At 72.3% G+C, this 17,164-nt stretch carries 14 protein-coding genes, 2 tRNA genes and 1 pseudogene; 7 read left to right on the top strand and 10 right to left on the bottom strand.

Annotation, left to right across the window (positions count from 1 at the left end; all coding sequences use genetic code 11):
* Positions 1-120: 120 nt before the first annotated feature.
* The 3 genes and pseudogenes from KVT45_RS09405 to KVT45_RS56180 form a co-directional block, all read left to right on the top strand.
* A pseudogene (locus tag KVT45_RS09405) lies at positions 121-303 on the top strand (helix-turn-helix domain-containing protein); the annotation flags it as partial.
* On the top strand, positions 303-1,187 hold the full coding sequence (locus KVT45_RS09400) for a site-specific integrase (protein WP_254646495.1): 885 nt from the start codon (positions 303-305) through the stop codon (positions 1,185-1,187). The pseudogene KVT45_RS09405 and the gene KVT45_RS09400, both read left to right, overlap by 1 nt.
* A complete protein-coding gene (locus KVT45_RS56180) occupies positions 1,154-1,597 on the top strand; it encodes a tyrosine-type recombinase/integrase (RefSeq protein WP_308310686.1) in 444 nt (147 codons plus the stop codon). Before KVT45_RS09400 ends, KVT45_RS56180 begins: the two co-directional genes overlap by 34 nt.
* 80 nt (positions 1,598-1,677) lie before the next feature.
* On the opposite strand, the gene KVT45_RS09395 is transcribed toward KVT45_RS56180, so the two are convergent.
* Together KVT45_RS09395 and KVT45_RS09390 are read right to left on the bottom strand one after the other, a co-directional pair.
* Positions 1,678-1,750 (bottom strand) — tRNA-Arg (locus tag KVT45_RS09395).
* Between the two features lie 289 nt (positions 1,751-2,039).
* Positions 2,040-2,130 (bottom strand) — tRNA-Ser (locus KVT45_RS09390).
* 172 nt (positions 2,131-2,302) lie between these two features.
* On the opposite strand from KVT45_RS09390, the gene KVT45_RS09385 reads away from it, so the two are divergent.
* Positions 2,303-2,737, top strand: a complete 435-nt coding sequence (locus KVT45_RS09385) for an SSI family serine proteinase inhibitor (RefSeq protein ID WP_217546039.1) — start codon at positions 2,303-2,305, stop codon at positions 2,735-2,737.
* 273 nt (positions 2,738-3,010) lie between these two features.
* On the top strand, positions 3,011-7,102 hold the full coding sequence (locus KVT45_RS09380; protein WP_217546038.1) for a PAS domain-containing protein: 4,092 nt from the start codon (positions 3,011-3,013) through the stop codon (positions 7,100-7,102).
* Positions 7,103-7,207: 105 nt separating this feature from the next.
* Here KVT45_RS09380 and KVT45_RS09375 read toward each other — a convergent pair whose 3' ends face one another.
* The 8 genes from KVT45_RS09375 to KVT45_RS09340 all read right to left on the bottom strand — a co-directional run bounded on the left by KVT45_RS09375 (position 7,208) and on the right by KVT45_RS09340 (position 15,196).
* A complete protein-coding gene (locus KVT45_RS09375; protein ID WP_217546037.1) occupies positions 7,208-8,863 on the bottom strand; it encodes a long-chain fatty acid--CoA ligase in 1,656 nt (551 codons plus the stop codon).
* Between the two features lie 140 nt (positions 8,864-9,003).
* On the bottom strand, positions 9,004-9,573 hold the full coding sequence (locus tag KVT45_RS09370; protein ID WP_089100565.1) for a SigE family RNA polymerase sigma factor: 570 nt from the start codon (positions 9,571-9,573) through the stop codon (positions 9,004-9,006).
* A gap of 238 nt (positions 9,574-9,811) precedes the next feature.
* Positions 9,812-10,978 (bottom strand): lipid-transfer protein, encoded by a 1,167-nt coding sequence (locus KVT45_RS09365; protein ID WP_217546036.1) that lies wholly within the window; start codon positions 10,976-10,978, stop codon positions 9,812-9,814.
* Complete coding sequence (locus KVT45_RS09360; protein WP_217546035.1) at positions 10,975-11,406, bottom strand: MaoC family dehydratase; 432 nt, start codon at positions 11,404-11,406, stop codon at positions 10,975-10,977. The genes KVT45_RS09365 and KVT45_RS09360 overlap by 4 nt, the downstream gene beginning before the upstream one ends.
* A 16-nt stretch (positions 11,407-11,422) precedes the next feature.
* Positions 11,423-12,511, bottom strand: coding sequence for an acyl-CoA dehydrogenase family protein (locus KVT45_RS09355; protein WP_217546034.1), 1,089 nt, complete (start codon positions 12,509-12,511; stop codon positions 11,423-11,425).
* A 1-nt stretch (position 12,512) separates the two neighbouring features.
* Positions 12,513-13,502, bottom strand: a complete 990-nt coding sequence (locus KVT45_RS09350) for an OB-fold domain-containing protein (protein WP_217546194.1) — start codon at positions 13,500-13,502, stop codon at positions 12,513-12,515.
* A gap of 10 nt (positions 13,503-13,512) precedes the next feature.
* Positions 13,513-14,700, bottom strand: coding sequence for an acyl-CoA dehydrogenase family protein (locus tag KVT45_RS09345; RefSeq protein ID WP_217546033.1), 1,188 nt, complete (start codon positions 14,698-14,700; stop codon positions 13,513-13,515).
* 178 nt (positions 14,701-14,878) lie between these two features.
* Complete coding sequence (locus KVT45_RS09340) at positions 14,879-15,196, bottom strand: hypothetical protein (protein WP_217546032.1); 318 nt, start codon at positions 15,194-15,196, stop codon at positions 14,879-14,881.
* Between the two features lie 361 nt (positions 15,197-15,557).
* On the opposite strand from KVT45_RS09340, the gene KVT45_RS09335 reads away from it, so the two are divergent.
* Both KVT45_RS09335 and KVT45_RS09330 read left to right on the top strand, forming a co-directional pair.
* Positions 15,558-16,433 carry a bifunctional DNA primase/polymerase gene (locus KVT45_RS09335; protein WP_217546031.1) on the top strand — a complete coding sequence of 292 codons (876 nt, stop codon included), beginning with the start codon at positions 15,558-15,560 and terminating at the stop codon, positions 16,431-16,433.
* 43 nt (positions 16,434-16,476) lie between these two features.
* Entirely contained in the window at positions 16,477-16,911 is a 435-nt protein-coding gene (locus KVT45_RS09330) for a hypothetical protein (RefSeq protein ID WP_217546030.1), read from the top strand.
* Positions 16,912-17,164: the final 253 nt, after the last annotated feature.

Genomic DNA, 17,164 nt, shown 5'->3' with positions numbered 1-17,164 from the left:
TACCCATCCGCTACCGCTACCCCTTCCCGCTACCCCGAACAGGCCCCTGACCTGCGCGGTAGCGGCGGTAGCGGAAGTAGCGCCCCTCAGAGAAGCCCCCCCCCCCCGAGGACTGCCACGCCCCCAACCCCCGAGGCGTTCAAGGTCCCCGAAGTCATGTCCGCTCTGCGCCTCAGCCGCAGCAAGGTCTACGACCTCATCCGCTCCAAGCAGCTCGAAAGCTTCACGTCCGGTCGCGCCCGTCGCGTACCGGTCGACGCCGTACGCCGGTACATGCAGACCCGCATTGAGGAGACCGACTGATGTCCAAGCGCCGCGCCAACGGCGAAGGAACGATCACGAGCCGTGCGGACGGCCGTTACCAGGCCGCCGCCTACGTCTACCGCCCCGACGGAACCCGTACCCGGAAGTTCGTCTACGGCAAGACGCGGCGGGAGGTCGCCGACAAGCTCACGGAGTTGCAGGAGAAGACCCGACAGGGCATTCCGGCGGCTGAGTCCACGATGGCGTTCGGCGACTACCTGACCTACTGGCTCGCCGTCATCGCGTCGGGGCGGCTCAAGCCGTCCACGCTCAACAGCTACGAGGGTCTGACCCGCCTGTACATCCGGCCCGCTCTCGGAAAGAAGCGGCTGAACCGGTTGTCGCCGGCCGACGTGCGCCGGTTCCTGTCGGAGTTCAAGGGATCTTGCCTGTGCTGCCTCCGAGGTGCGGACAAGGAACGCCCTGAGGATAAGCGTTCTTGCTGCGCGGTGGGGCGTTGCTGCGAGCGCCGGCCGTCGGCCCGCACTGTCCAGTACGTCCACGCCGTTCTCCGGTCTGCGCTCCAGCAGGCGATGCGCGAGGAACTGATCGCGCGGAACGTCGCCCGAATCGTGGAAACCCCGACCGTCACCCCGAAGGAGGTGCGTCCGCTGGACAGCGCCGAGGTCCGCCTGTTGCTCAAGACCGCCTGGCCCCACCGCCTCTACGCCCTGTGGTTGCTGCTCGTGTCGACGGGCCCGCGCCGGGGTGAAGCTCTCGCACTCACCTGGGAGGACATCGACCTGAAGAACGGCCAACTCCGCGTCCGCAGGAACGTGCAGCGCATCCGGCGTGAGTTGATTTTCGGTACCCCCAAGACAACGCGATCGATCCGCGATCGATCCGCAAGGTGTCGCTCCCGAAGGCCTGCGCGCAGGCACTGATTCAGCACCAGGAGCAGCAGGAGCGGGAACGCAAGGTCGCGGGGAAGAAGTGGCAGTCCGTGCCGGGCCAGCCCAACGGACTGATCTTCACCACGACGACCGGCCGCGTCACCGACCCCCGCAGCCTGAACCGGATGCTCACCATCCTGTGCCGGGACGCCGGCGTACAGCGCGTGCGCGTGCACGACCTCCGGCACACGTGCGCCTCGCTGCTGCTCGCTCAGGGTGTGGACGCTCGCACGATCATGGAAACGCTCGGGCACAGCACGATCACCATGACGCTGGACACCTACGCCCACGTCATGAACACGACGCTCAGGGCCGCCGCCGATCGGATGGACGACGCTCTCGGGCTGGATGATCCGAAGGAAGATTCACAGGAAGAGCAGGAGCCGGACACTGGGGAGTGATCGGCGCTTCCAGGCGCGTTGATGTCAGCGGTTGATGTCAAAGGCCCCCCAGAACAATTCCGGGGGGCCTTTGACCTGTGTGCACTCGGCAGGATTCGAACCTGCAACCTTCTGATCCGTAGTCAGATGCTCTATCCGTTAAGCTACGAGTGCTTGTTTTTTTATATTTTGTCTTTGCTCCTGGCCCTTTCGGCCCGCTCGCGGCGACAGGAAGAACATTACATGACTGCCGCCGCCATGTGAAATCCGTTAGGCGCACCCCTTGTGAGCTGCGGAAACGTCGTATCGGGCGGGGCCTGCGGGCGGTGGCGGCCGGGGGTTGGGGCGGGGCGTGTGGCGGGTCGCCGTCGCGGTGGTGGCGGTGTGGGATGTCGTGGTGGCAGGGCCGTAAACGCGAATCAGGGAGCCCAGACCGAAACGGTTGGACTCCCTGATTGAGGTGCGGAGGCGGAGGGATTTGAACCCTCGATGGGCTTTAAGGCCCAAACCGCATTAGCAGTGCGGCGCCATAGACCGGACTAGGCGACGCCTCCAGCACAGCCGCCCGCGTGAGCGCGAGTGGTGCGTGCAGATGATGACACAGTCGAGCGTGCTGTCACCAATCGGCTCCCACGGTACTAGGCAGTCGGGCCGCAGGGCAAAGCCCTTCCCGCGAGGCCCGGAGGCGTCGCGCAACATCCCGGCGGGCCGCGCGTTGGGCAGGGCATGTCTCACTTCGCCGTGCGGGGCGCCCTCGGGGCCGTCGCCGCCGTCCTCGGGTCCGTCGCCGCCCTGCCCGCCTCCGCCGCCGAGACGGCAGACCACCTCACCGTCACCGTGCGGCACGCCGGGGACGGGCGGGACGGGACGTACGAGCTGTCCTGTCACCCCGGCGCCGGCAGTCACCCGGACGTGGGCGGGGCCTGCCAGGCGCTCGACCGGAACACCCGCTGGGGCCGCGACACCTTCGCCCCGGTCGCCCCGGGCACCGCCTGCACCATGCTCTACGGCGGCCCGGCCACCGCCCACGTCACCGGTACCTGGGCCGGCCGCCCGGTCGACGCCACGTACGACCGCAGCAACGGCTGCGAGATCGGACGCTGGGACCGGATGGTGCCCCTGCTGCCCGACCTCGGTTCATCAACCGGCCTCGGTCTGTGAACCCGCCTCGGTTCGTGAGCCAGCCTCGGCTCATAACGGCGGCACAGCCGTTTCACGGTCGTGGCCCCGCTTCCGTAAATGTCGCGCGAAGGTATGGCGGAGGTGAGGCGTGTCGGTCACATGTTCGCCGTCACTTCGTCGTGCGACCTCCCTCTCATCCGGCGTCGCGAGCGCAACCGGTGCCTTTAGACTCCCTCGCGTGACACGCCGCGGGCCGGTTGGCAAGATGGCCCGAGCGGTCGGCAAGGTGCGGTAACAGGGAGGAAGCGTCTCGTGAGCAGCAGGCCATCCCGAGGCGCTGCTCGCCTCGCAGCCATACTGGATGCGCTGCCGGATGCGTTGGTGCTGGTCAACGCCAACGGCACGGTCGTCAACGCGAACACCATCGCTCTGGAGGCCTTCGAGGCGCCGGGTACCGCGCTGGTCGGGCGAGGGCTGCTCGATCTGCTGCCGGAGTTCGACTCGCGGCTGATCCCGGGATCGATGCGGCGGCCCGATCACATGGACCCCCGTGGCCGGACGAAGCCGACGCGGATGGTCGCGCGGCGCACCGACGGGTCCGAGTTCCCGGTCGAGGTCACCAGCGCCAACCTGGAGAACGGGCAGCAGGCGTACGACGGTTACGGCTACAGCGGCGACGAGCTGCTGATGCTCGTCGTCCGCGACCTGACCGGCACCGTGGACACCGAGGCCGAGCTGGCCCGCTCGCAGCGGCAGACCGAGATGATCCTGCGGGCCGCGAGCGAGGGCGTCGTGGGGACGGACACCGACGGGCGGATCGTGCTCGTCAATCCGGCCGCCGCTCAGATACTGGGATACCGGGCCGGTGAGCTGGGCGGCAAGGAGCTGCACAACCTCGTGCTGCACTCGCGCGCCGACGGCTCTCCCTTCCCGTACGCCGAGTCGCCGCTCGCCGACACCCTGCGCTCCGGACGCAAGCACCGGGTGCGCGGGCAGGTGCTGTGGGCCAAGGGCGACAAGAAGGTGCCGGTCGACCTGACGACCGCACCGGTGCGCGACGGCGACCAGCTGGTCGGCGCCGTGATGACGTTCACCGACCGGCGGCCGTACGACTCCGTCGTCGACGAGAAGACGGCCCAGGAGAAGGCCCACACCGACGAGCTGGAGCGGCTCTCCGAGGAGCACGCCTCCGACCTGACCGCGCTGCGCCAGAAGCACGTCACCGAGGTGGAGGAGCTGCTCGAACGGCACGCCGAGGAACTGGCGGCCGGCGAGGACCGGTACGCGGCCCTCGGCGAGCGCGAGAAGGACCGGTACGAGGCCCTCTCCGGGCGGCACGAGCAGCTGCTGACGCTGCTCGCGCAGTCGCTGCGCGGCCCCCTCGACGAGCTGCGCCGGGAACTGGCCGCGCTCGCCGCGGACGACGCCGGGCAGCTGTGGCCCGAGGCCAACCAGGTGCTTCATCACCTGTCGGCCGGTTACTCGCGGATCACCCAGCTCATCGACAACGTGCTCGGCTACCAGCGGCTGGACGAGGGCACCGAGGACATCACCCGTACGAAGGTGATGCTCGACGCCGTCGTCGCCGCCGGTGTGGACGGGGCGGTGGAGCTGATCGGGCCCGGGCGGGTGCAGTTCGCCGTGCACGCGCCGCCCATCGAGGCCGAGGTGGACCCGCAGCGGCTCGCCGTCGCGCTCGCGCATCTCATCGCGGACGTGGCCGGCGTCGACGCGACCGGCAACGCGCCCGTCTCCGCGGGCGGCTACATGGACAACACGGTGGTGGTCGCGGCGGCACAGCGCGGCGAGGTGGTCCGTATCGAGGTGCGCGGGCCGTACACCGGGGGAGACCCGGTGCACGAGCCGATCGTGCGCGGGATCGTGCGGGCCCACGGCGGGGTGCTGCAGACCCATGAAGTGCCGGGGATGAGCGGCAGCGCGTTCGTGCTGGAGGTGCCGATCGGCGGTGGCGCCGGAGCCGTGACGCCTCCGGCAGGTACCGCGGTGGCCGGTACCGAGGTGGCCACGGTCCAGGCCGCCGACGAGACCGGTGCCGCCGGCCGGCGGCGGGCCCGGCGGTCCTCCGTGGACGCCTTCCTGGAGAGTGACGTTCCCGGCGAGGCCGGCGGCGAGGGCGAGGGCCCGGTCGCGCCGACCGGACGGCGGCGCCGGCGCGCCGCCGAGGTGGAGGGCCCGGAGAGCGGGCCCGCGGCGATCGAGAGCGCGGAGTCGGCGTCCGGCGGTACCGGACGGCGGCGCGGGCGCGCGGCCGACGGTGACCCGGGGGTCGCCGAGGGCGCCGTGGTGACGGCGGCCGAGCAGGGCGCGGGGGCGGCCGCCTCGGGTACGGGTCTGGGCGGCACCGTTCCGCCGCAGGGCGTGCCCGTGCCGGCGTCGGGGCGGCGCGCCCGGCGGGAGCCGGACGAGCGGCAGGCGCTGCCGCCTGCCCTGCCCTCGGCCCCGTCCGAGCCGGCCGTCGACGAGGGGCAGCCCGGCGGACGCAGGCGCCGCGCGCTGGCCGCCGCGGCCGAGCGGGCGGAGCGGGCCGAGCAGCAGCAGGCGGGCCCCCGCCCGGTCTTCGCGCTGCCGCCCGCCGAGGCCGACCGCACCCCCGAGCCGATGCCGATCGACGCGGCGGGCGACGAGGGCCGGCACGACGCCGTGGCGCACGACCAGGCCGAGGACCACACCCCGCCGCAGCCGCACCCCACCAACGCACCGACCGGCCGTCGCCGACGGGCCGTGGGCCAGCCGGGGGCGGAGAACACTCCGGACGCCCTGGCGGTCCCGGCGGTCCCGGCGGTCCCGGCGGTGCCAGCAGTCCCGGCGGTGCCCGCACAGGCGGCCGTCCCCGGACAGCCGGTGCAGCCTCAGGGCATCCCCGTGCAGGCCGGGCCGGCGAACCAGGGCCGGCCCGCCCTTCCGGCTGCGCAGGCGCTGCCGGGCGCTCCCGTACCGGCCCAGGCATCCCCGCAGCCACAACCGCAGCCGCAGGGCGCCGTTCCGGTGGCCCCCGGGCAGCCTGCCCCGGCCGCCGAAGCCGCCCCGGCTCCCGCGCAGCCGCTCCCGGCGGAGGCCGCTCCGGTGGCCCCCGGGCCGCAGCAGTGGCCGGGCGCCGACGACGCCCCCGCCGCCTCCCGACCGGCGCGTGCCGCACAGCCGTTGCCCGCCGAGGCGACGGCGCTGCCGGCGGCGACTCCGGCACCGGCACCAGCACCGGCACCGGCACCGGCACCGATCGACCCGGACTCCACTCAGGGCCGGGCGTTCAGCGTGCGGACGCTGGGGCAGGGGGTGCCGTTCTCGCGGCAGGCCGCGCAGGTGCAGCAGCCGACGGCGACCCCGCCCCCGCACCAGCCGGGCGGCAACGGGCGGCGCCGCAAGCTGGGCACGCCCCCGGACCCGGGCACGCGTGCCGAGCAGCCGCAGCCCGAGCAGTCGGCCCGGCCGCATCCGTCGGCCGAACAGCCGGTCGCCGCGCAGTCGCTGCCACAGCCGTCGCTGCCGCAGCCGTCGCTGGCCGGGCAGTCCCGGCTGGTGGGGGCCACCGAGGGCGCCGGACGGTCGTACGCGATAGGCGCGCCGGACGTGAACGCCGCCGAGGGCCCGGAGCCGCTGGACGGTCCGGGCGGTGCGGTCGAGGTCGCGGACCCGCCGCGCCCGCAGCCGATGGACGACGAGCTGCCCCCGGAGCCGCTGGACAACCCGCGCCGACTGTTGGTGTGGCCCGCGCCGGACGTCACCACCCAGCAGGAACTGAGCGACCGCGGCTACCGGCCGGTGATCGTGAACTCCCGTGAGGAGGTCGACGCGCAGATCGCCGCGTTCCCGGCGGCCCTGTTCGTGGACCCGCTGACCGGGCCGATCACCCGGACCGCGCTGCAGTCGCTGCGGCAGGCGGCGGTGGCGGCCGAGGTGCCGGTGATGGTGACGGCCGGACTGGGACAGGCGACGCGCGAGGCGGCGTACGGTGCCGATCCCGCCGTACTGCTGAAGGCGCTGGCGCCCCGGGACAGCGAGCAGCATCCGCCGCGGGTGCTGCTGATCGAGGAGCACGCGGAGATCGCGCTCGCGCTGACCTCGACGCTGGAGCGGCGCGGGATGCAGGTGGCGCGGGCGGCGAGCGACGCGGACGCGGTGACGCTGGCCGGGCAGTTGCGGCCGAACCTGGTGGTGATGGACCTGATGCAGGTGCACCGCCGCCAGGCCGGGATCATCGACTGGCTGCGCGCGAACGGGCAGCTGAACCGGACACCGCTGGTCGTCTACACGGCGGCCGTGGACCAGGCGGACCTGCCTCGGCTGGCGTCGGGGGAGACGGTGCTGTTCCTGGCGGAGCGGTCGACGAGTTCCGAGGTGCAGAGCCGGATCGTTGATCTGCTGGCCAGGATCGGGACGAACTGAGGCAAGAAAGCGCCGTCGGGGAACTGCCGACCTTCGGCCGCGGGTTGGTCGTGGCCGGTCGCGCAGTTCCCCGCGCCCCTGACGGGGCGCTTCAGCGAGGGGCGCTCACAGGCTGGTGACGTCCAGCTGCCCGTCGGCGTACTGCCTCCTGAGCACCTTCTTGTCGAACTTGCCCACGCTCGTCTTCGGGACCGACTCGATGACCGTCCAGCGCTCGGGGAGCTGCCACTTGGCGATCTTGCCCTCCTCGGCGAGGAAGATGCGCAGGGTCTCGAAGGTGGCCGTGGCGCCCTCCCGCAGGACGACGGTCGCCAGCGGGCGCTCGCCCCACTTGTCGTCCGGTACGGCCACGACCGCGGCCTCGGCGACGTCCGGGTGGGACATCAGCGCGTTCTCCAGTTCGACCGAGGAGATCCACTCGCCGCCGGACTTGATGACGTCCTTCGCACGGTCGGTGAGGGTGAGGAAGCCGTCGGCGGAGATGGTGCCCACGTCACCGGTCTTCAGCCAGCCGTCCTCGCTGAACTTGTCGGCGGGGCGCAGGGGCTCGGCGTCGGGGCCGTTGTAGTAGGCGCCCGCGATCCAGGGGCCGCGCACCTCCAGCTCGCCCGCCGACTCGCCGTCCCAGGGGAGGCGTTCGCCGCCGGGGCCGCTGAGCCGGGCCTCGACGGACGCGGGGAAGCGGCCTTGCGTGAGGCGGTACGCGAACTCCTCCTCCGTGCCCACCACATGGGCCGGCGGGCGGGCGATGGTGCCGAGCGGGGAGGTCTCGGTCATGCCCCAGGCGTGGCAGACCCGCATGCCCAGCTTGTCGAAGGCCGTCATGAGGGAGGGCGGGCAGGCGGCGCCGCCGATGGTGACCTGGGTGAGGGAGGAGACGTCCCGGGGGCGGGCGGTGAGCTCGCCGAGCAGGCCCTGCCAGATGGTGGGGACCGCGGCCGCGTGCGTGGGGCGCTCGCGCTCGATCATCTCGGCGAGCGGGCCGGGCTGGAGGAAGCGGTCCGGCATCAGCAGGTTGACGCCGGTCATGAAGGTGGCGTGCGGCAGGCCCCAGGCGTTGACGTGGAACTGCGGTACGACGACCAGCGAGGTGTCCTGGTCGGTCAGGCCCATCGACTGGGCCATGTTGACCTGCATGGAGTGCAGGTAGATCGAACGGTGGCTGTACACCACGCCCTTGGGGTCGCCGGTGGTGCCGGAGGTGTAGCACATGGCGGCGGCCTGGCGTTCGTCGAGCTCCGGCCAGTCGAACGTCTTCGGCTTGTCCGCGATCAGTTCCTCGTACTCGTGCACCTGTGCGGCGGCACCGGCGAGCGGCGACCGGTCGCCCGGGCCGGAGACGACGATGTGCTCGACGGTCGGCAGCTTGGACAGGAGCGGCGCGATCATGGGGATCAGCGAGCCGTTGACGATGATGACGCGGTCGGCGGCGTGGTTGACGATCCAGACCAGCTGCTCGGCGGGCAGGCGCAGGTTGAGCGTGTGCAGGACCGCGCCCATGGACGGCACGGCGAAGTAGGCCTCGACGTGTTCGGCGTTGTTCCACATCAGGGTCGCGACCCGGTCGTCGCCGCGGACGCCGAGGTCGTCGCGGAGGGCGTTCGCCAGCTGCACCGCGCGGATGCCCGCCTCGGCGAAGCTGCGCCGCTGCGGCTCGCCCTCGCCGGTCCAGGTCGTGATCTGGGACCGTCCGTGCACCAGCACACCGTGCACAAGAATGCGGGTGACGGTCAGCGGTACGTCCTGCATGGTGCTCAGCACGGCGTCCTCCCAAGGCGACATTGCCTACTCGGCGGTAAAGGGGGCTGCGCTGATTCTGCGCACATACCGGGCGGTATGTCACTAGGAGAAAGCCAACAAAGCCCGTCCGGAGGTTCCTGAGGCTCCGGACGCTCCGGCCGTTATCGGGCGAGGTCCAGCTCAGGGTCCTCACGCAGCTTGCCGAGCGCACGCGACACGGCCGACTTCACCGTGCCCACCGACACCCCGAGCACCTCGGCCGTCTGCACCTCGCTCAGGTCCTCGTAGTAGCGCAGCACGACCATCGCCCGCTGCCGCGCCGGGAGTTTCATGATCGCCCGCCACATCGCGTCGTGCAGCGCCTGCCGTTCGGCCGGGTCGTCCTCGCCGGGCACCGACTCGGGCTCGGGCATCTCGTCGCAGACGAACTCGTCCACCCGGCGCTTGCGCCACTGCGAGGTACGCGTGTTGAGCAGGGCCCTGCGCACATAGCCGTCGAGCGCCCGGTGGTCCTCGATCCGCTCCCAGGCCACGTACGTCTTGGCCAGCGCGGTCTGGAGGAGGTCCTCGGCATCGCTCGGGTTCGCGGTCAGCGACCGGGCGGTGCGCAGCAGGACCGGCTGGCGGGCCCTGACATACGACGCGAACGACGGGTAGGGGCGGGCGTGCGGGCGGGTCTGCCTCGGCGAGACAGCGGCGTCCGAAGCGCTGGTGCAGACGGGTGTGGTCATGGCTCCACGCTATGAGCGAGCGGTGTCGCGGCGGATCGGCCGCAGGTCCCGAAGCAGAGTCCCCCTCAGGTTGTAGGGGTGGGGCTGCCTACACCTCCTGAAGGTGGAGTACGGGCGCGGAACTCCTGCGGGTTTACCCCTCAGGGGGAGGACGACAGGGGCCTCGGCCTCACCCGTCCGAGGCGCCCGGCATGGTGGCGGGCTCAGCCGTCCGAGGCGCCCGGCCTGTGGGGCGGGCTCAGCCGTCCGAGGTCAGGACCAGTCCGGACGTCGGTACGCCCGTGCCCGCCGTCACCAGGACCCGGTCCGCCCCCGGTATCGGGTTCACGGCCGTGCCGCGCAGCTGGCGCACCCCCTCCGCCACCCCGTTCATCCCGTGCAGGTACGCCTCCCCGAGCTGGCCCCCGTGCGTGTTCAGCGGCAGCCGCTCCTCGGCCACGAAGTCCGCCGCCTCCCCCCGCCCGCAGAACCCGAACTCCTCCAGCTGCATCAGCACGAACGGGGTGAAGTGGTCGTACAGGATCCCCACGTCGATGTCGGCCGGGGCGAGTCCGCTGGTGCGCCAGAGCTGCCGGGCCACCACGCCCATCTCCGGCAGCCCGGTCAGATCGTCCCGGTAGAAGCTGGTCATCTGCTCCTGGGCCCGGCCGGCGCCCTGCGCGGCCGCCGCGATCACGGCCGGCGGCTGCGGCAGATCGCGCGCCCGCTCCACCGACGTGACGACGAGGGCCTGGCCGCCGTCCGTCTCCTGGCAGCAGTCCAGGAGACGGAGCGGCTCGACGATCCAGCGGGAGGCCGCGTGGTCCGCGAGGGTGATGGGGCGGCCGTGGAAGTAGGCGGCCGGGTTGGTCGCGGCGTACTTCCGGTCCACCACCGCCACATGCCCGAACGCCTCCGGGGTCAGCCCGTACGTGTGCAGGTAGCGCTGCGCCGCCATCGCCACCCAGGACGCCGGGGTGAGCAGCCCGAACGGCAGCGCCCAGCCGAGCGCCGCCCCCTCCGCCGACGGCTCCCGGTGCTGTACGCCCGAGCCGAAGCGGCGGCCCGATCTCTCGTTGAAGGCGCGGTAGCAGACCACCACCTCCGCGACCCCGGCGGCCACGGCGAGAGCCGCCTGCTGGACGGTCGCACAGGCCGCGCCGCCGCCGTAGTGGACGCGGGAGAAGAAGGACAGCTCGCCGATCCCGCAGGCCTGGGCCACGGTGATCTCCGGGCTGGTGTCCATCGTGAACGTCACCATCCCGTCAACGTCGGCCGGCGTCAGCCCCGCGTCGTCCAGCGCGGCCCGCACCGCCTCCGCCGCCAGCCGCAGCTCGCTGCGCCCCGAGTCCTTGGAGAACTCGGTCGCCCCGATCCCCACGATCGCCGCCCGCCCGCCGAGCGAGTCCCGCCCCCGCACGCTCATGAGTCCTCCTCGTCGGGGACGGTGACGGTCACCCTGTCCACGGTGCGTCCGGTGAGGGCGACGGTCACCGTGCCGGTCACGTGGTTGCCGATGCTGTTGGCGCCGACCACCCGGACCGTCGCCGTCCCCGCCTCGTCGTCCAGCTCCTCGATCCGGCCGGTCAGCACCATCGTGTCGCCCGGGTAGTTGGGCGCCCCCAGCCGGATGACCACCTTGCGGAGGACGGCCGGCGGACCGAAGTGGTCGGTGATGTACCGGCCGACCAGGCCGTTCGTCGTCAGGATGTTCATGAAGATGTCCGGGGAGCCCTTCTGGCGGGCCAGTTCTGCGTCGTGGTGCACGTCCTGGTAGTCCCGGGACGCGATCGCCCCGGCCACGATCAGCGTCCGCGTGATCGGGATCTCCAGCGGCGGCAGGGCAGTCCCCACGGCCGGCCGCGTCGTCTCAGTCCCCACTCGCGATCAACTCCCCCAGTTCCTGGAGCACTTCGCCCCCGCTGCCCAGATACGCGTCCAGTTGCCGTCCCCACAGGAAGTGCCGGTGCACCGGATGCTCGACGTCGGCGCCCGCGCCGCCGTGCAGATGCTGGCCCGTGTGCACCACCCGCTGTCCGGCCTCGGACGCCCACCAGGCCGCGGTCAGCGCGTGCGTGGCGTACGGCAGCCCGGCGTCCCGCCGCCAGGCCGCCTCGTACGCCGTCACCCGTATCGACTCGGTGTCCATGTGGGCGTCGGCGGCGCGGAGCTGGACGCCCTGCCGGGTGGCGAGGGGGCGCCCGAACTGCTCGCGGGTGTTGGTGTGGGCCACCGCCCGGGCCAGGGAGCCCGCGCAGACGCCCGCCTGGAGACCGGCGAAGGCGGTGCGGGCGGTGGCCAGGACGTCGGCATAGGCGCCGGAGGCGGGGCTGGGGTCGGGGTCAGGGTCGAGGGCGGGGTCGGCGCCCAGGGGCTCGGCAGGGGCCTCGTCGAGCGTGAGCCGCCCCGCCGACCAGGGCGCGGTCAGCTCGATCTCCTCGACACCGGTGCCCACCGCGAGATCCACCAGCCACAGCCGCCGGCCGGCGTCGGCGACCAGGACATGCGTGGCGTCACGCAGCCACGGGACGACGGGGACGGTGCCGCTCAGCACCGGCCGCGCGGAGGGCCGTGCCCCCGGGTGGACAGGGAGCCGTACCCCCGGCTGCGCCGGAAACGCCCCGGTCACCACGGTCGAGCCGGCCGCGATGCCCGGCAGCAGGCGCTGCCGTTGCTCGTCGGTGCCGTGGGCGGTGATCGCCAGCAGCCCGTAGACACAGCTCGCCGCGTAGGGCACCTGAGCCGTGGTGCGGCCCTGCTCCTCCAGGAGGAGCACCAGCCCCAGCAGGCCCAGCTCCTCCACCGCGGCCACCAGTCCCGCCCCGCACAGCGCCTTCCACAGCTCCGGGTCGCTGCCGGTGCCGGCGGCCCGCAGCCGCTCGTGGGTGGCGAGGTCGGCGAAGATCCTGGCGGCCAGGTCACGGGCCTCGGCCTGGGCCTCGGTGGGCGCGAAGTCCATGTCAGGCCTCCCCGCCGGGAGCGCCGTGATCGCCGGGACGGCCGGGAGCACCGACAGCGCCGTGATCGCCGAGCACGTCGGCGGCCCGGAAGACGGGCAGGGTCAGCGTCCCCTCCGCGTCCTCGTACCGGCGGAACTCCACCCGTACCGGCAGCCCGATCCGCACCTTGTCGTACGGCACCCCCACCACGTTGCTCACCATCCGCACGCCCTCGGCGAGTTCGATCAGGCCGACGGCGTAGGGCGGGGCGAAGGCCGGGAAGGGCGGATGGTGCATCACGACGTACGAATAGACCGTGCCCTCGCCGGAGGACTCGACCGTGTCCCAGTCGAGAGAGCCGCAGGCGTTGCACCCCGGCAGCCAGGGGTGGCGCAGGGTGCCGCAGGCCGCGCACCGCTGGACGAGGAGACGCCGCTCGGCCACGCCCTCCCAGAAGCCGGCGTTGTCCCGGTTGACGACCGGGCGGGGGCGCGGCGGCGGCTTGCGTTTCCGGCCGCTCGGCGCGTACTTGAGGACGCGGAAGCGGTGGGTGCCGACGAGGTCGTCCCCGACGCGGACGTCCGTACGGGTGGTGACGAAGTACCCCGTGCCCAGCTTGGTGGTCTTCCGCCCGGACACCGACTCGATCACCGTGTCGAAGCCGACCTCGTCGCCCGGCCGCAGGGGCCTGAGGTACTCCTGCTCGCAGTCGGTGGCGACGATCGAGGTGCAGCCCGCCTCGTCGAGGAGGGTGAGCATCTCGTCGTACGCGCCCGTGCGGGCCGAGTGGCCGGAGAGGCCGCCCATCGTCCAGGCCTGGAGCATGGTGGGCGGGGCGACGGCGTCCGGACCCTCGTACGCCGGGTCGGTGTCGCCCATCGCCTCGCACCAGTGCCGGATCATGGGCAGGTTGACCGGGTCCTTGCCGGTGCCGGCCCGGGCCGCCGGCTGCCCCTCGTACGCCTTGAGCCGTGCTCCGAGATCGTCCGCATCGTCCTCCGCAGGCCGCACCCCCCGCTCGTCACTCCCCCCTGCCGCTGCCACGGTCGCCACCCCTCCCCGTCCTGCGCATCCCGAGCCGCATCGTCGCGACGATCTCCCGCTGCACCTCGCTCACCCCGCCCCCGAACGTGTTGATCTGCGCCGCCCTGTTGAGCCGCTCCAGCTCGCCGCCCCCGAACGCCCCCGGCGAGCCGGACCGGACCAATGCCGTCTCGCCGACGATCTCCTGACACATGCGATACGTCGCGACTGCCGATTCCGTTCCCGCGAACTTCACCCCGCTGGCCTCCGCGGGGGCCACCCGGCCCGCCCCCGCATCCCCCACCAGACGCCAGCTGAGCAGGCGGTTCGCCGCCAGCCGGGCATACGCCTCGGCCAGCCGAAAACGAATCCACGGCTCGTCAATACGGCGCCGGCCCGTCACCGGATCGGGGGTGCGGGCGGCGGTGAGCGCGGCCGTGTAGAAGTCCTCGGCCTGCATACCGGTCGCGGCGAGGGCGACCCGCTCGTGGTTGAGCTGGTTGGTGATGAGCGACCAGCCGTCGTGCTCGGTGCCGACCAGGTTCCCGGCGGGGACGCGGACGCCGTCGTAATACGTCGCTGTCGTGATCTGGCCGCCCACCGTCTCGATCGGGGTCCAGGAGAACCCGGCCGTGTCCGTGGGGACCAGGAGGATCGAGATACCGCGGTGCCTGGGCGCCTCGGGGTCGGTGCGGCAGGCCAGCCAGATCCAGTCGGCGTGCTGGGCGCCCGAGGTGAAGATCTTCTGCCCGTCGATCCGCCAGCCGTCGCCGTCCCGTACCGCCCGGGTACGCAGCGAGGCCAGGTCGGTGCCGGCGGAGGGTTCGCTGTAGCCGATGGCGAAGACGAGGTCGCCGCGGAGGATGCCGGGCAGGAAGCGGGCCTTCTGCTCCTCGCTGCCGTACTTCATCAGCGTCGGCCCGACCGTGTTCAGGGTGACCATGGAGACGGGGGCGCCGGCCCGGTACGCCTCGTCGAAGAACACGAACTGCTCGTCGGCGCCCCGGCCCTGACCGCCGTACTCGACGGGCCAGCCGAGGCCGAGCAGGCCGTCCGCGCCGATGCGGCGCAGCAGGGCACGGCGTTCGGCGGGGTCCTCGGGGGCGGCGGATGGAATCAAGGCCCTGAAGTAGGCGCGGAGTTCGGCACGCAGCCGCTGCTGGCGTTCGGTGGGAGCCAGATGCATGGTTTCTGACTGTCCGTCAGATATGGCTCACTGTCAAGGTCGAACGGGTCGGCGAAGGGGCCGACGAACGGGGCGGCGGAGGGGCCGGAAAACGCCTGCGCGGCGGTGCCGAAGCACCGCCGCGCGGACGCACTGCCCATCCCCACAGACCACACCCCCACCAGGGCTCAGCCGGGGCTTACCACAGCTGGGTGAAGTGGACGGCGACGTTGTCGTTGCCCTGCTGGATCGCAGTCCACGCGGAGCGGTTGACCTGAGCGGTGTTGCTCTGGTTCGAGGCGCCGTTGCCCACCGCGTTCTGCTGGGTGGTGGAGGAGTTGCCGTTGTTGTCGCGGCCGACCCCGCTGCCGATGATGCCCGCCACGCCGGCGTTGGCGCTCGATCCGTTGTCCGCGATCGCACCGTTGTCCGCCGCGGCGACACCGGCGAAGAGGGCGGCGGCGAGCGGGAGGGCGGAGACGGCGGCGAGAACGCGGGCGGTACGGATGCTTGCCATGTTGTTTCCTCTCAGAGCCCGGCTGTGCCGGAAGTACGTCAAGTAATGCTTTTTCCGGGGCAGTTGGCCGACCGCCTCGGTGGTTGTCATCGACGTCGCGAGACCAGAGTTGCCCACCGAATCCCCGGCGAACCACCCCGGAAGCCGTTATTCGCCCTCAAGCGTGATGACAAGTCGATAAACCCTTTTCGCCATCTTTGGTCGACTCCTGCCCCAGTCATGACCACTCGGGACATCAACCCCCATCAGCCACCCCAAGGGAAAAACCGTTCCGGCCCCGACCCGCGACGAAGTACCCGCCCTCGGCGTGTCACACCGACCCCCTCTTCCCTTTTTCGAACGCACGTACGAACATGGAGTCATGGCCACCACCGATCGGCAGGCCACGACGCTGGCCCTCGCACACGCCCTGTCAGCCGCCGAGCGCGGCCTGGCCGTCATCCCCCTGTCCCGCACGAAGCTCCCGGCCCTGCGCTCCCCGCACCGCCACGCCCCGGACCCCGCGCTGCCGCCCTGCCACGGCGAGTGCGGCCGCCCCGGCCACGGGGTGTACGACGCCACCACCGACCCGGCTCGTATCCGCGAACTGTTCGCCGCGGCGCCCTGGGCGACCGGCTACGGCATCGCCTGCGGGCTGCCCCCGTACCGCCTGATCGGCGTCGACCTCGACGTGAAGTCCGGTACGGACTCCACCTCCGCCCTGCGCGAACTGGCCCTGCGGCACCTGTTCACCCTCCCGCCGACGGTCGTCGTCCTCACCCCGAGCGGCGGCCGCCACCTCTGGCTGACCGGCCCGCCGGACGCCGTGATCCCCAACTCGGCGAGCCGCCTGGCCCCCGGCATCGACATCCGGGGCGCCGGCGGCTACCTGGTCGGCCCCGGCTCCCGTACCGACCACGGCGTCTACGCCACCGCCCCCGGCACCGAGCACCTGGTCCCCGCACCCTGCCCCCCGTCCCTCCTCCGCCTCCTGCTCCCGCCGCCACGCGCACCGCACCCCGCGACCCACCCCTCGGTCGGAAACCGCGGCCAGGGCCTGGTCCAGTTCGTCCTCTCCGCCCACGAGGGCCAGCGCAACACCCGCCTCTTCTGGGCGGCCTGCCGCGCCTACGAGAACGGCATCGGCCGAGCCCTGCGGGCCCCGCTGATCGACGCGGCGGTCCACACGGGCCTGACGGAACAAGAGGCCCGAGCGACGATCGCGTCGGCGGCCCGCATGACCGGCCGCCGACCCTGAAATTCGAACACCCCCAGCCGCCCGCCCCCCTAACCTGCCGCTCATGCCCCTGACCCGCGTCGTCCTCGCCTCCGGCCGCTCGATCGGTCTCACCCACCTTCGGCTCTCCTCGACGTACGGCGGGCTGCTGGAGGGCCATCCGCACCGGACCCTCAACGACCGCCGCATCAAGGACCTCCTGTCCTCGGCCGCGGCCGTCGTCCCCCACACCCCGGCCCATCTGGTCCCGCCCCCGCGCGAACACCCGGACGACGGCCGCGCCGGCCCCTTCGGCCCGGTGGAGATCCTCCCGCCCGTCGCCTGCACAGGCTTGTTCGAATCCACACCCGTCAGCCCGGAGAACGACCCGGTCCTGCACCGCTCGTCCCTCACGATCGTCTGGTTCCAGGCCACACCCCAGCCGCCGTCGGGCCACGAAGCGGACCAGGGGCTGCGGGAGGTGGCCTGGGACGAGCCGGCGCAGGACTACGAGCTCTGAGCTCGGGGCTCGAGGCTCCGGCGGAGCTCCAGAGTCCGGCGGAGTTCTGGCGGAGTCCATGGGCCGCTCCCGGTACGACTTCGGGATGCCTTCGGGATGCCGAGGCAGCTACGAAAGATGTGCGGAGACAGACTTTCGGGAGCTGATCCGGGCGGGGTCCGCTCGCCATGCTGGCGGTATGGATCAGGCGAAGATTTCCCGGCGAGCGCTGGTGGGCGCCCCCGCCGCTGCCGCCGCCGCGGTGACAGCCGGA

The sequence above is a fragment of the Streptomyces sp. GbtcB6 genome (assembly GCF_019091475.1).
Classification (GTDB): domain Bacteria; phylum Actinomycetota; class Actinomycetes; order Streptomycetales; family Streptomycetaceae; genus Streptomyces; species Streptomyces hyaluromycini.
Note: the sequence above shows the minus strand (reverse complement) of the source record. Positions and strands in the feature narration are given on the sequence as shown.

Excerpts from the sequence above, each read along its gene's own strand:
- KVT45_RS09345 (WP_217546033.1), bottom strand. The coding sequence starts at position 14,700 with ATGCATCTGGCTCCCACCGAACGCCAGCAGCGGCTGCGTGCCGAACTC.
- KVT45_RS09355 (WP_217546034.1), bottom strand. The coding sequence starts at position 12,511 with ATGGACTTCGCGCCCACCGAGGCCCAGGCCGAGGCCCGTGACCTGGCC.
- KVT45_RS09385 (WP_217546039.1), top strand. The coding sequence starts at position 2,303 with ATGTCTCACTTCGCCGTGCGGGGCGCCCTCGGGGCCGTCGCCGCCGTC.
- KVT45_RS09370 (WP_089100565.1), bottom strand. The coding sequence starts at position 9,573 with ATGACCACACCCGTCTGCACCAGCGCTTCGGACGCCGCTGTCTCGCCG.
- KVT45_RS09340 (WP_217546032.1), bottom strand. The coding sequence starts at position 15,196 with ATGGCAAGCATCCGTACCGCCCGCGTTCTCGCCGCCGTCTCCGCCCTC.
- KVT45_RS09400 (WP_254646495.1), top strand. The coding sequence starts at position 303 with ATGTCCAAGCGCCGCGCCAACGGCGAAGGAACGATCACGAGCCGTGCG.
- KVT45_RS09365 (WP_217546036.1), bottom strand. The coding sequence starts at position 10,978 with ATGAGCGTGCGGGGGCGGGACTCGCTCGGCGGGCGGGCGGCGATCGTG.
- KVT45_RS09335 (WP_217546031.1), top strand. The coding sequence starts at position 15,558 with ATGGCCACCACCGATCGGCAGGCCACGACGCTGGCCCTCGCACACGCC.
- KVT45_RS09330 (WP_217546030.1), top strand. The coding sequence starts at position 16,477 with ATGCCCCTGACCCGCGTCGTCCTCGCCTCCGGCCGCTCGATCGGTCTC.